Annotated in this window: 15 protein-coding genes; 11 read left to right on the plus strand and 4 right to left on the minus strand. The window is 69.8% G+C overall.

The features are described from left to right. Positions 1-149 precede the first annotated feature (149 nt). Entirely contained in the window at positions 150-1,400 is a 1,251-nt protein-coding gene (locus tag OP79_RS22385; RefSeq protein ID WP_033322166.1) for a cytochrome P450, read from the plus strand. Here OP79_RS22385 and OP79_RS22390 read toward each other — a convergent pair. The 3 genes from OP79_RS22390 to OP79_RS22400 are packed head-to-tail and all read right to left on the minus strand — an operon-like array spanning position 1,383 to position 4,259. Further along, on the minus strand, positions 1,383-1,691 hold the full coding sequence (locus tag OP79_RS22390) for a hypothetical protein (protein ID WP_033322168.1): 309 nt from the start codon (positions 1,689-1,691) through the stop codon (positions 1,383-1,385). The two genes, OP79_RS22385 and OP79_RS22390, sit on opposite strands and share 18 nt — an antisense overlap. Positions 1,692-1,728: 37 nt before the next feature. Continuing rightward, positions 1,729-3,345, minus strand: a complete 1,617-nt coding sequence (locus OP79_RS22395; RefSeq protein WP_033322170.1) for an ABC transporter permease — start codon at positions 3,343-3,345, stop codon at positions 1,729-1,731. Further along, the gene (locus tag OP79_RS22400; protein WP_033322172.1) at positions 3,342-4,259 is read right to left on the minus strand and encodes an ABC transporter ATP-binding protein; all 918 of its coding nucleotides are present in this window, start codon (positions 4,257-4,259) and stop codon (positions 3,342-3,344) included. Before OP79_RS22400 ends, OP79_RS22395 begins: the two co-directional genes overlap by 4 nt. 115 nt (positions 4,260-4,374) lie before the next feature. Here OP79_RS22400 and OP79_RS22405 point away from each other — a divergent pair, with 115 nt between their 5' ends. From OP79_RS22405 to eutC, 3 genes are all read left to right on the plus strand, one after another. Then, positions 4,375-4,866 (plus strand): GbsR/MarR family transcriptional regulator, encoded by a 492-nt coding sequence (locus OP79_RS22405; RefSeq protein ID WP_033322175.1) that lies wholly within the window; start codon positions 4,375-4,377, stop codon positions 4,864-4,866. Positions 4,867-5,102: 236 nt separating this feature from the next. Beyond that, the gene (locus OP79_RS22410) at positions 5,103-6,497 is read left to right on the plus strand and encodes an ethanolamine ammonia-lyase subunit EutB (RefSeq protein ID WP_033322177.1); all 1,395 of its coding nucleotides are present in this window, start codon (positions 5,103-5,105) and stop codon (positions 6,495-6,497) included. After that, entirely contained in the window at positions 6,494-7,333 is an 840-nt protein-coding gene (gene eutC / locus OP79_RS22415) for an ethanolamine ammonia-lyase subunit EutC (RefSeq protein ID WP_245685409.1), read from the plus strand. The genes OP79_RS22410 and eutC overlap by 4 nt, the downstream gene beginning before the upstream one ends. Before the next feature lie 310 nt (positions 7,334-7,643). Here the strand turns inward: eutC and OP79_RS22420 are convergent, their stop codons facing one another. After that, positions 7,644-8,507 carry a diacylglycerol kinase family protein gene (locus tag OP79_RS22420; RefSeq protein ID WP_033322180.1) on the minus strand — a complete coding sequence of 288 codons (864 nt, stop codon included), beginning with the start codon at positions 8,505-8,507 and terminating at the stop codon, positions 7,644-7,646. A 187-nt stretch (positions 8,508-8,694) separates the two neighbouring features. Between OP79_RS22420 and OP79_RS22425 the strand changes: the two genes are divergently transcribed. The 7 genes from OP79_RS22425 (at position 8,695) to OP79_RS22445 (ending at position 12,827) form a co-directional block, all read left to right on the plus strand. After that, a complete protein-coding gene (locus OP79_RS22425; protein WP_033322182.1) occupies positions 8,695-9,978 on the plus strand; it encodes an adenylosuccinate synthase in 1,284 nt (427 codons plus the stop codon). A gap of 412 nt (positions 9,979-10,390) precedes the next feature. Then, the gene (locus OP79_RS22430) at positions 10,391-11,245 is read left to right on the plus strand and encodes a helix-turn-helix domain-containing protein (protein ID WP_033322184.1); all 855 of its coding nucleotides are present in this window, start codon (positions 10,391-10,393) and stop codon (positions 11,243-11,245) included. Positions 11,246-11,249: 4 nt separating this feature from the next. Further along, positions 11,250-11,447, plus strand: coding sequence for a DUF397 domain-containing protein (locus OP79_RS22435; RefSeq protein ID WP_033322187.1), 198 nt, complete (start codon positions 11,250-11,252; stop codon positions 11,445-11,447). Positions 11,448-11,627: 180 nt separating this feature from the next. Further along, positions 11,628-12,014, plus strand: coding sequence for a hypothetical protein (locus tag OP79_RS50490; RefSeq protein WP_051744817.1), 387 nt, complete (start codon positions 11,628-11,630; stop codon positions 12,012-12,014). Beyond that, positions 12,014-12,286, plus strand: a complete 273-nt coding sequence (locus tag OP79_RS22440) for a hypothetical protein (protein WP_157857345.1) — start codon at positions 12,014-12,016, stop codon at positions 12,284-12,286. Before OP79_RS50490 ends, OP79_RS22440 begins: the two co-directional genes overlap by 1 nt. Positions 12,287-12,321: 35 nt before the next feature. Continuing rightward, entirely contained in the window at positions 12,322-12,474 is a 153-nt protein-coding gene (locus tag OP79_RS55325) for a hypothetical protein (protein WP_157857346.1), read from the plus strand. Continuing rightward, the gene (locus OP79_RS22445; protein WP_033322190.1) at positions 12,471-12,827 is read left to right on the plus strand and encodes a hypothetical protein; all 357 of its coding nucleotides are present in this window, start codon (positions 12,471-12,473) and stop codon (positions 12,825-12,827) included. Before OP79_RS55325 ends, OP79_RS22445 begins: the two co-directional genes overlap by 4 nt. Positions 12,828-12,857 lie beyond the last annotated feature (30 nt).

Raw genomic sequence — 12,857 nt, forward strand, 5'->3', positions numbered from 1 at the left:
CTCGGGGTGAGGGGGCACGCCGGGATGGGAGGGCAAGCCCGGAAGAGAGGCACGCCGGGACGGAAGCGCGTGCCGTTCGGAGGAGGGTGTGGCGTTCCACGGAGGGGGCGGCTCTGGTGGGCCGAGACGCGGCAGGTTAGCGTCCCGACATGGCAGACCTTTCCGACTCCTCCAACTCCTCTGACTCCGACCGTGCTCTCGACGCGTTCAACCCCTGGGATCCCGGGTTCGTCGCCGATCCCTACCCTGCGTATGCCGAGCTGCGTGACCGGGGGCGGGTGCACTACTACGAGCCCACCAACCAGTGGCTGGTGCCGCGTCACGCGGACGTGTCGGCGTTGCTGAGGGACCGGCGGCTGGGGCGGACGTATCAGCACCGGTTCACGCACGAGGACTTCGGGCGGACGGCGCCGCCGGTCGAGCACGAGCCGTTTCATGTGCTCAACGACCACGGCATGCTCGACCTGGAGCCGCCGGACCACACCCGGATCCGGCGCCTGGTGTCGAAGGCGTTCACGCCGCGTACGGTCGAGGGGCTGCGCCCGTACGTCCACAAGCTGGCGAACGAGCTGGTCGCGGGCCTCGTCGCAGACGGCGGAGGCGATCTGCTGACGACGGTCGCCGAGCCGCTGCCGGTCGCCGTGATCGCCGAAATGCTGGGCATTCCGGAGTCCGACCGTGCCCCGCTGCGGCCCTGGTCGGCGGACATCTGCGGGATGTACGAGCTGAACCCGTCACAGGAGACGGCGGCGAAAGCGGTCCGGGCGTCGGTCGAATTCACCGAGTATCTGCGGGAGTTGATCGCTGTTCGGCGCAAGGAGCCGGGGGACGATCTGATCTCGGGTCTGATCGAGGCGTACGAGGAGGGCGATCGGCTGACCGAGCAGGAGATGATCTCCACCTGCGTCCTGCTCCTCAACGCGGGGCACGAGGCGACGGTGAACGCCACGGTCAACGGCTGGTGGGCGCTGTTCCGCAACCCCGACCAGCTGGCGGCTCTCCGCGCCGACCGCGCACTGTTGTCCACAGCTGTGGAAGAACTGATGCGCTACGACACTCCGCTCCAGCTCTTCGAGCGCTGGGTGCTGGACGAGATCGAGATCGACGGCACGGTGATCCCGAGGGGCAGCGAGGTGGCAATGCTCTTCGGCTCCGCCAACCACGACCCGGCGGTCTTCACCCGCCCCGAGGAACTCGACCTCGCCCGGCGGGAGAACCCGCACATCTCGTTCAGCGCGGGGATCCACTACTGCATCGGCGCACCCCTGGCCCGTATCGAACTGGCCGCGTCCCTGGGCGCGTTGCTCGACCGGGCACCGACACTCCGCCTGGCCGCCGAGCCGGAGCGCAAGCCGAACTTCGTCATCCGCGGCCTCAAGGAACTACTCGTGGAGCTCTGAGTCAGTGGCCGTGGCCGGGGCCGTGTCCGTGGTGGCGGCCGTGGCCCGGCGGCGCCTGCGCAACACACGTATCAGCAGCGCACAGGCGAGGGCGGGTAGGGCGGCTCCGGCTGCCACGACGAGCGGCAGCTCGGTGAGCAGCACGCTGTAGTCCGTGCCCTCGCCCTCGAAACCGCCGCCCATGTGCAGCCGCGTACGCTCCGAGGAGGCCCAGACGAGTGCCGCCACCGACGCCCCGGCCACCGCCAGGACACATCCCCCACACGACGCCGCGCTTTCCCGTCGCTCCATGCCCGCAAGGGACGCGCCTGGCGGGCCATGGGTTCCGTCACGTGCTCATGTCCCGTCGCCGCAGGGCCGCCAGGCCTCCCGTGACCAGGGCGGCGGCGATGGCCGTCAGGATCAGTACCGGTGTCCACGTCATGTCGCCGCCCGGCAGTTTCGGCAGGTGGCCGAACGGTGAGAGGTCCATGACCGGCTCGGGCAGTTCCAGAGCCGGGCCGATCCAGCCCAGGAGCAGGGCGGCGCCGGCCACCCCCCACGCGCCGAGCGCCACCTGCGGAGACACCCCGTGCAGGAGCACCGCGAGGCCGCCGATCGTCCAGATCGCGGGGAGCTGGACGAGGCAGGCGCCGACGATGGGGCCGAGGTCCTGGCCGTAGCCGGCCGCCAGACCGAGGCCGCCGAGGAGCATGATCAGTACGGACCCGCCGAAGGCGATGAGCAGGTGGCCGAAGGCCCAGCGCAGACGGCCCACCGCGTTCGCGAGGACCGGCTCGGCGCGCTGCGAGGTCTCCTCGCCGTGCAGCCGGAGCACGGACTGCACGATGTACAGCGCGGCGACCATCCCGAGCATGCCGGCCATCGTGGCGAGGAACGCGTCCGTGATCCCGGACTGACCGCCCATCCGCTCGATGATGTCCCGGGTCCGGTCGTTGTCGCCGACCAGGTCCGTCGCCCCTTTCGTGATCCCGCCGAAGGCGGCCCCCGCGGCGAAGAACCCGAGGCTCCAGCCGAGTACGCTGCCGCGCTGCAGCCGCCAGGCCAGCGCCCCCGCCGTACCGAGCCGGCCGACGGCGGGCCCCGGCCGGGTCGGCAGGAAGCTCATGCCGACATCGCGGCGGCCGGTCAGCTCGTACGCGGCCACGCCCTGGACCGCGACGGCGGCCACGAACAGCAGCAGCACCCACCAGCGTTCGTCGGCGAACGACCGCAGATTCTCCAGCCAGCCGATCGGCGAGAGCCAGGTCAGCACGTGCGAACCGTCCTCCGAGGCCGAGTCGCCCGCCGCCCGCAGCACGAACGCCGCGCCCAGCAGCCCGCCCGTCAGCCCCTTCGCGAGCCGCGCGCTCTCCGTGAGCTGCGCGACGATCGCCGCCATCGTGGCGAAGACCATGCCGACGCCGGCCGTGCCGAGCCCGAGCGCCAGTGCGCCCGACGAACCCTGCCCGGCGAGGCCTCCGGCGATGAGCAGCGCCAGCGCCGCGTTCGCGACGAACGCCGCGAGCAGCGCCGCGGTCAGCGGGGCGCGCCGCCCCACCATCCCGGCCGAGACCATCTCCTGACGGCCGCTCTCCTCCTCGTCCCGGGTGTGCCGTACGACGATGAACAGGCTCATGACCCCGGCCAGCACCCCCGCGAACACTCCGATGCGCCAGGCGACGAGCCCGCCGATCGAGTCGCTGAACACCGGCCCGTACGTGGCGCGCAGCGAGCTGTTCGTCGCCAGCTGCCGGACCACGTCGGCGCGTTCGGCGGCAGTGGAGTACACGCTCTCCAGCGAGCCCGGCATGGAGAGCACCATCAGGGCGATGACGCCGACCCACAGGGGGATCATCACCCGGTCGCGGCGCAGTGCGAGCCTCAACAGGGCGCCGGTTCCGGCGAGTTGACGCGAACCCCCGGTCCGTACGGCGAACTTGGTGTTGGTGGCCACGGCGGTCATCGCGACATCGCCTCCGCGGCGACCTCGTCCTGGTAGTGCCGCATGAACAGCTCCTCCAGCGTCGGCGGCGTCGAGGTCAACGACCGTACGCCCGACTCGGTCAGCGACCGCAGCACCGCGTCCAGCTTGTCGCTCTCGACCTGGAGCCTCACTCGCCTGCCCTGGATGTCCAGGTCGTGGACGCCAGGGAGCCTCCCCAACCCGTTGGGCTCACCGGCCAGTTCGGCGGTGACGCTCGTACGGGTCAGATGGCGCAGATCCGCGAGTGATCCGCTCTCCACGGTGACGCCCTTGCGGATGATGCTCACGCGGTCGCAGAGTTCCTCGACCTCGCTGAGGATGTGCGAGGACAGCAGGATGGTGCGACCCCGGTCCCGCTCCTCCTCCACGCACCGCTGGAAGACCTCCTCCATCAACGGGTCGAGGCCGGAGGTCGGCTCGTCCAGGATCAGCAGGTCGACGTCCGAGGCGAAGGCGGCGACGAGGGCGACCTTCTGCCGGTTGCCCTTGGAGTACGTGCGCCCCTTCTTCGTCGGGTCGAGCTCGAACCGCTCGATCAGGTCGGCCCGCCGCGCCTTGTCGAGCCCTCCGCGCAGCCGCCCGTACAGGTCGATGACCTCGCCTCCGGAGAGGTTGCGCCAGAGGGTCACGTCGCCGGGGACGTACGCGACCTGGCGGTGCAGCTCCACCGCGTCGGCCCAGGGGTCCCGGCCGAGTACCTGCGCGGCGCCGGCGTCGGCGCGCAGCAGGCCCAGCAGGACGCGGATGGTGGTGGACTTCCCGGCGCCGTTGGGGCCGAGGAAGCCGTGGACTTCGCCGGTCTCGACGTTCAGGTCGAGGCCGTCCAGCGCGTGTGTCCTGCCGAACGACTTGTGCAGTCCGGATACCTCAACGGCACAGTTTGCCTTCGTCATGATTTTTAACCTACGCGTGTTTCACAAATTTGTGAAGTTAAGGAAGCGTTAAAACGTCCGGCTAGAATCGACAACGGCGCGCTGAGCAGCGCTGAACAGGGGAGAGGATCGAGAGATGAGCGAACCGAGTGCGGCGGGACGGGACCCGGAGGCGGTCTCGAAGTTCGTCGAGAGCTTCGCCGCGCAGTTGGTCGAGGCCGGGATGCAGCGCATGGCGGCCCGGGTGTTCGCGGCGCTGCTCGCCTCCGACTCCGGGGCGATGACCTCCGTCGAACTCGGCGAGCAACTGCAGATCAGCCCGGCTGCCGTCTCCGGAGCGGTGCGCTACCTCGCGCAGCAGCACATGGTCTCGCGTGAACGTGACCCCGGCTCCCGGCGCGAGCGGTACCGGGTGCACAGCAATCAGTGGTACGAGGCGGTGACCAACCGGGACGCGGTGCTCAAGCGCTGGGAGTACACCCTGCGGGAGGGCGTCGACGGTCTCGGCCCCGAGACCCCCGCCGGCCGCCGGCTCGCCGAGACCCTGGCCTTCTTCGAGTTCCTCGAGGGCGAGCTGCAGGCCCTGATGGACCGCTGGCGTGTGGAGCGGGCCAGGCTGTTCGGGTAGCGCTCCCTGGTCCGCGACGCCCATGTTGACCCATGTCGGCCGACCGAAGAGATCGCAAAGATCGCCAGGACGACCATTGTGACGCCGGAATCCTGCTGGATGATTGAGTCGGCTCACAGGTCTGGGCGTTAAATGCTTGTCAACTAGACCTTTAGAACGAACGTCTGCGTTAACTCTTCTTCCATACGTCTTCTTTCCATGGACCCCGTCGGCCACCCCCTCGTACGGTCGCCGCCATGAGCACCTACACCGCGACCCTCGGCGGCCGGAGCCATCAGTTCGGCGACTTGCCCAGGCTGCTTGCCGCCGCGAGCCCCGAGCGCTCCGGCGACCGGCTCGCAGGGCTCGCCGCCGAGTCGGCGCAGGCGCGGGTCGCGGCGCGATGGGCGCTCGCGGAGGTGCCGCTCGCACGGTTCCTCGCCGAGCCGGTGATCCCGTACGAGAGCGACGACGTGACGCGCCTCATCGTCGACACGCACGACGCGGCGGCCTTCGCACCGGTGTCGTCGCTCACGGTCGGGGAGTTCCGCGAGTGGCTGCTGTCCGAGGCGGCGGACGCGACGACGCTGACCGCGCTGGCGCCCGGCCTGACGCCCGAGATGGTGGCCGCCGTCTCCAAGCTGATGGGCAACGCCGACCTCGTCGCCGTCGCCCGCAAGGCGCACGTCGTCACCGCCTTCCGCTCCACGATCGGCCTGCCCGGCCGCCTCGCCACCCGCCTCCAGCCCAACCACCCCACGGACGACCCGGCGGGAGTGGCGGCCGCCCTGCTGGACGGCCTGCTGCTCGGCTCCGGCGACGCGGTCATCGGCATCAACCCGGCGACCGACAGCCCCAAGGCCGTACGGGACCTGCTGGAACTGCTGGACGGCGTGATCCAGCGGTACGCGATCCCGACCCAGTCCTGCGTCCTCAGCCACGTCACGACGAGCATCGACCTGATGTCGCGTGGCGCTCCCGTGGACCTCGTCTTCCAGTCCATCGCGGGTACACAGGCCGCGAACGCCTCCTTCGGCGTCACGCTGAGCCTGCTGGACGAGGCGCACGAGGCCGCGGCCTCACTGGGCCGGGGCACGGTGGGCTCGAACGCCCTGTACTTCGAGACCGGCCAGGGCAGCGCACTGTCCGCCGACGCACACCACGGAGTGGACCAGCAGACGGTGGAGGCCCGCGCGTACGCGGTCGCCCGCCGCTACGACCCCCTCCTGGTCAACACGGTGGTGGGTTTCATCGGCCCGGAGTACCTCTACGACGGCCGCCAGATCCTCCGGGCTGCCCTGGAGGACCACTTCTGCGGCAAGTTGCTGGGCCTGCCGATGGGCCTGGACATCTGCTACACGAACCACGCCGACGCGGACGACGACGACATCGCCACGATGCTGACGATGCTCGGCGTGGCGGGCGCTTCGTTCGTGATCTGCACGCCGGGCGGCGACGACATCATGCTCAACTACCAATCGGCCTCGTACCACGACGCGTTGTACCTCCGGCAGGTACTGGGTCTGCGTCCCGCCCCGGAGTTCGAGGCGTGGCTGGACAGGATCGGGTTGCTGGACGAGCGGGGCGGGATACGGGATGTCACGGGTACAGGGCATCCGCTGACGGCGATCGGCAGGGAGCTGGCGGCATGACGGATACGGCGGATACAACGGATCGTCAACTGGCAATGGCGGTACGGGCCTTGGTGGCCCCCGAGACCATCGAGCCCTCCAAGTCCATCGAGCCCCCTGAGTCCCCCGATACCGCGCTGTGGGCCCCCCTTCGCCGGCACACCCAGGCGCGGATCGGGCTGGGCCGGGCGGGGTCCGGGCTGCCGACCCGGCACCGGCTGGAACTCCAGGCCGCGCATGCCGCCGCGCGGGACGCGGTGCACTCGCCGTTCGAGCCGGATGTGGTCGCGGCGGGGCTTGCGGGGACGGGGCTGGCGACCGTGCGGGTGCGGAGCGCGGCTGCGGACCGGCTTACGTATCTTCAGCGGCCGGATCTGGGGCGGCGGCTGGAGGACACGGACCGGGTCCACCTTCCCGTGGGGGAGTGGGACGTGGTCTTCGTCGTCGCCGACGGCCTGTCCAGCCGGGCCGTCCACGAGCATGCGGCGCCGGTGGTGCGCGAGACGATGACACGGCTGGGGGCCTGGCGGATCGCGCCGGTCGTCCTGGCCGAACAGGCCCGGGTCGCCCTCGGCGACGACATCGCCCACGCCATGGGCGCGACGATGACCGTGGTCCTGGTCGGCGAACGCCCGGGCATGTCCGCGGCGGACTCCCTGGGCGCGTACCTCACGTACGCCCCGGCCCCGGGCACGACGACGGACGCGGACCGCAACTGCCTGTCCAACATCCGCCCGCCGCTGGGCCTGACCTACGAGACGGCTGCCGCCAAGCTGGCATCTCTGATGCACCGGGCCCGCGAACTGCGGCTCACCGGGGTGGGACTGAAGGACGAGTCGGACGCGTTGTCGGCGTAGGTGGGGCTGTTTTCGCCCCCGCCGCCCCTACCCGTCCCGTCCCTGGGGCTCCGCCCCGGACCCCGTTTCCGGGGGCCAGCCCCCGGGCCCCCGCTCCTCAAACGCCGGAGGGGCTGATTTTCCGCGGCCTGGGCTGATTTGCTCAACGATGCAGCGCAGGCCAGGCACAACCAGCCCGTCCGGCGCTTGAGGACGAGGCCGTTCAGGCCGATAGCGGGGGGTCTGGGGGCGCAGCCCCCAGCGGGGTCCAGGGGCGGAGCCCCTTGGTACGGGACGGGTAAGGGCGGCGGGGGCGAGAAAACCCCACCCCTCACCCCGGCAACGTAAGCCCCCAAGCCCCCTCCCGGACCGTCCAGGTCCGAGTCCGCACCGGCCCGCTGACCACCGCGTCCGCGCGGTAGCGGAAATGCGCCCCCGACACGGTGATGATCCGGGCGACAGCCTCCAGCGGCGCGGCCTCCGCCCCCACCGACGCAGGCCGGACCTCGACCCGCGCACCGGAACCGCAGGGCGTGACCGACACCGCCTCCACCGGCTGGTCGAGGTCGACGAGGGTGACGCCGTCGACCTCGACCCGGAGCCGGGAGGGGCCGGGCCCGGGCGTGGAGACCACCCGGGAGGGCCGCGCCGCCAGCGTCCGTACGAGCGACTGGCACGTCCGCAGCCAGGGATGCGAGGACGGCTCCTCGGCGGCATCCTGGTCGGCGACGTCCGGATGCCCCGTCCCCGGCGGCACAGCGAGCGGCGGAATCCGCAGATCCCCCAGCACCACCCCGTCGCTGTCGTCGGCGAGCAGATCCAGCCTCCGCTCGACCCCGTCGAGCACGGCCCGCGCGGCGGCGACGGTACCGGTGGGCACCCCCAACGACCGTACGAGCGACAGCGCACCCCCCACCGGCACCACCGACAGCGCACATCCAGCCAGCTCCCGCTGCCGGTGCAAAAGGGACACCGCCCGCAGAAACGCCCGGTCGTCCCCCACGACGACCGGTCGCCGGGACCCGCGTCGGATCAGTGCCCGGGCGAATTCCTCGGGCCCGTCGGGGAGGCACAGTTTGACGGTCGCACCCGCGCTGAGCACGTCTTTCGCGATCCGTACCGACTCACCGTCATGGCGACGGGCGACCGGGTCGATGACCACCAGGAGCTGGTCGGAAGCCGCCACCTCGGTCATGCCTCGCTTCCTCGGGTAGCATCTTTGTGCAAGAGCCCCTTGCGCTATTGCGCCAGGGGCTTCGTCTATTCCGGGGCATCCGGTCCGACGGGTCGCGGCCAACGAAGGTCGCCGGTGTACGCGGCACAAGCCGTGCAGCGTACGCCCCTGACCTTGGACATGCCCCACCCGGAAGGGGTGTACGCCTGTGCCCGCACTTGTGCTGCTCGGTGCTCAGTGGGGTGACGAAGGCAAGGGAAAGGCCACCGACCTGCTCGGTGGATCCGTGGACTACGTGGTGCGCTACCAGGGCGGCAACAACGCCGGCCACACGGTGGTAGTGGGCGATCAGAAGTACGCCCTGCACCTCCTCCCTTCCGGAATCCTCTCGCCTGAATGCACGCCGGTCATCGGAAACGGCGTCGTCGTCGACCCGTCGGTCCTGCTCTCCGAGCTGAGCGGTCTGAACGAGCGCGGCGTCGACACGTCCAAGCTGCTGCTCAGCGGAAACGCTCACATCATCACGCCGTACAACGTCACCGTGGACAAGGTGACGGAACGCTTCCTCGGGAAGCGGAAGATCGGCACGACCGGCCGCGGCATCGGACCGACGTACGCGGACAAGATCAACCGAGTCGGCATCCGGGTCCAGGACCTGTACGACGAGTCGATCCTGACCCAGAAGGTCGAGGCGGCCCTCGACGCCAAGAACCAGATCCTGACCAAGCTCTACAACCGCCGCGCGATCGCCGTGAACCAGGTCGTCGAGGAACTGCTGGGCTACGCCGCGCAGATCGAGCCGTACGTCGCCGACACCGTCCTGGTCCTCAACCAGGCTCTCGAAGACAACAAGGTCGTCCTCTTCGAGGGCGGCCAGGGCACGCTCCTGGACATAGACCACGGCACGTACCCCTTCGTCACCTCGTCGAACCCGACCGCGGGCGGCGCCTGCACGGGTGCGGGCGTGGGCCCGACGAAGATCAGCCGGGTCATCGGCATCCTGAAGGCCTACACGACCCGGGTCGGCGCCGGCCCCTTCCCGACCGAACTCTTCGACGAGGACGGCGAGGCCCTGCGCCGCATCGGCCACGAGCGCGGCGTCACGACGGGCCGCGACCGCCGCTGCGGCTGGTTCGACGCGGTCATCGCCCGCTACGCGACCCGCGTCAACGGCCTCACCGACTTCTTCCTCACCAAGCTCGACGTCCTGACCGGCTGGGAGGAGATCCCGGTCTGCGTGGCGTACGAGATCGACGGCAAGCGAGTGGAGGAACTCCCCTACTCCCAGACCGACTTCCACCACGCGAAGCCGGTCTACGAGATGCTCCCCGGCTGGTCCGAGGACATCAGCAAGGCCAAGACCTTCGCCGACCTCCCCAAGAACGCCCAGGACTACGTCAAGGCACTGGAGGAGATGTCGGGGGCGCCGATCTCGGCGATCGGTGTGGGCCCGGGCCGCGACGAGACGATCGAGATCAACTCGTTCCTGTAAGACGCAATCCGCTGCTTCCAAGAGGCAGCCGTGCGGCGGCCGACCCTGCGTACGTCGGCCGCCGCACGCCGCGCACCAGGCCACGCCGGCCGCATGGTGTGACTAATCTGTCCGCCATGAAGAAGCCAGGATGCTGCTGAGATTCCGAGTGGCGAACGTCCGGTCCCTGCGGGCGGAGGAAGGGCGAAGGCGGGACGAAGGGCCGATCCAGCAGACCCCGCCAGGTCCATGTCTTCACCGAGGGCGAGGCCACCGAGCTGGATGCCTGTGATCAGCAAATCGCTGCGGAGATGGACAACCTTGAGAAGATTCGCACGATGAAGCAAGGCCTGGCTGCCAGGTTGCTCAGTGGAAAGCTCACCGCCGCAGCCGCCTGAGAACGGCGTCGGCGCGAACTACCGGGAGGCCCTTCGTGCCCATCCGTAAGTCCCCCACCGCCCGCCAGCGGCGGCTCGGGGCTGAGCTGCGGCGGATGCGTGAGCAGGTCGGGCTCTCCCTCACCGAGGCCGCCGCGTTGCACCGGGTGGACAAGACGGCGATCAGCAACACCGAGTCCGCCCGGTTCGGGGTGAGCGCGGACCGGGTGCGGGTGTGGGCTGCCAACTACTCGTGTTCGGACCAGGCTTATGTGGATGCGCTTGCAGGCATGGCCAGAGAGCGGGCCGGCTCCAGTTGGTGGGACGAGTACCGGGACTCCATGCCCTCGTTCATGCTTGATCTGGTCGAGATGGAGCACCACGCTGTCGGCCTCCGGCATGTGCAGATCACACACCTCCCCGGACTGTTGCAGCACTCGGACTACGCAAGGGCCGTCTTCAGTGAGGCCGTCCCGCCGCTGACGCCGCAGGCGCTCGACCTCCAGGTCGAGTTCCGGTTGCGGCGCCGGGCTCTGCTCGACCGGCCAGAACCGCCGGCCTGCTCGTTCCTTCTCCACGAAGCGGCACTGCGGATGCTGTTCGGTGACCGTGACGTCGTGAGGCGGCAGTTGGAAGAGCTGCTGAAGCAGTCCGAGCGGGAGTCGGTGACCCTGCGGGTGGTGCCGTTCTCGGCCGGCGGCTTCCCGAGCGCGGGCAGTTCCACGATGTACGCCAGCGGCCCGGTACGCCAGCTCGACACCGTGCAGATCGACGTCCCGTACGGGGTCACGTTCCTGGACTCCGAGACCCACCTCACCAACTACCGCGCTGTACTTGACCGCATGGAGCAGCGGTCCCTGGACCCGGGACGCTCGCGTGACTTCATTCGCAAGGTGATGCACGAGCTATGAGGGCGTGAGGACGTTGGAGATTCAGTGGCGTAAGGCGTCGTACTCCGAGCAGTCGGGCAACTGCCTCGAACTGGCGGTGGTCGACGGCCAGATACTCGTCAGGGAGAGCGACGAGCCCGGCGTGGTCGTCAGCACGACTCCCGCCAAGCTCGCGGCGTTCCTGGCGGGGGCCAAGGCCAGGAAGTTCGACGACCTCATGTGATGTCCACCGGCTTCGGCATATACCAACCCACTCCCATTGCGCATCAACGTTGATGCGGCAGCATGGTTGTGGCTATCTTGATGTCGGACGGTAGTCGATCGGTAACCGTCCGAACGTCGAGCGCCCCGGCGGTGTTTGCGGCACCCCGGGGCTTGGCCAACGCCTCGTAGGAGCGTCAGCATGTCCAACCGTATCCGGCCCGGCCTCGCGCGAGCACTCGTGCATGCCGCCGTTCTCTTCCTCGCGTGCCTCTTGCGCGTACTCGTCCCCATCCCGGCGTCGGACGTGGTCCGGCGACCACCGGGTTACCGGCTCCTCGTCACCGGTGCCGAGATCCCCGCGCTGCCGCCGTACTTGCTGAGGTCCCGCAGAAAGGCGACCGCGCCCGCACGCCGTCCCGCCTCCCGCGTCCGTCCCTATCTGATCGCGCACGAGCAGCGCATGCGCCGCAGGGCGCTGGTGCTCGCGCTCGACGGGATCGACGTCGGGCCGCAGGTGATCCACGGGCATCGGATCGGCGAGCCGGTCGTGCGACGGATGACGGCGTCCGTGGGGGTGGCGGCCTGATGAGCGAACCACGCATGCAGGTAAGTCGCGTACCCAGCAAGCCCGTACGGCGTGAGGAGGACGGGACGCTCGCCATCGATCTCTGGTTGCGCAGGGACGGTGCCTTCGAGTCGGACCTCGCGCTGCGCCTCACGCCCGCCGAGGCGGAGGTCCTGCACGCCCAGCTCTGCTACGTGCTCGACGACGCGACGGCCTCGGTGATCACGCCCGTGTCCAAGCTGCCCGACTGCCGCAAGTCCGCTGTGGGCAGCCAGGGAGTCCGCTGGCCGTAGGAACGGCATCCCGGCGTGTGGGCGGCCCGACGAACATGAACGGGTCGCCCACCCAGTGCGAACGGATCGTCGCCGCCTCCGACGACCGAGCCGAGCGCCGCGCAGCTGCCGCCGAGATCAGCCGTATCCTGGCCGCGGCCGAGGAGAGGGGCACTGCGCTGGTGGGGGATCGTGAGGAGGAACCGTGACCGCACAGCCCGAGCAATATGGCGGAGAGTTGATTCCCCGTCCCGAACGCACCCCTGAGGCCCTGCGTCAGGCCCTGGCCGTCGTCGCTCCGCAGCGCCTGGAGGAGATGGCGGAGCAGCGTGACAAGGCCGTTGCCGAGGCGCTCGAAGAGAACTCGCTGACGCCACTCCGGGCTTGGATCCTCACCTGGGCCCGGGATATCGAGATCGCGCGCAGGCCCGAGCTGGCCGCCCGCTACAAGGACGCGCTGCACCGCATGCACAATGCGCGCTCCGACGAGGCCACCGTCAAAGCAGCTGCCGACGACTTGTCCAAGGTTCTCGATGAGGCGATGGTGGCGGTGCGCCGGTGAGCTGGAGCTGGGAGTACGCCCACGCCAGCC

It is taken from the genome of Streptomyces yerevanensis (assembly GCF_000716805.1).
Classification (GTDB): domain Bacteria; phylum Actinomycetota; class Actinomycetes; order Streptomycetales; family Streptomycetaceae; genus Streptomyces; species Streptomyces flaveus.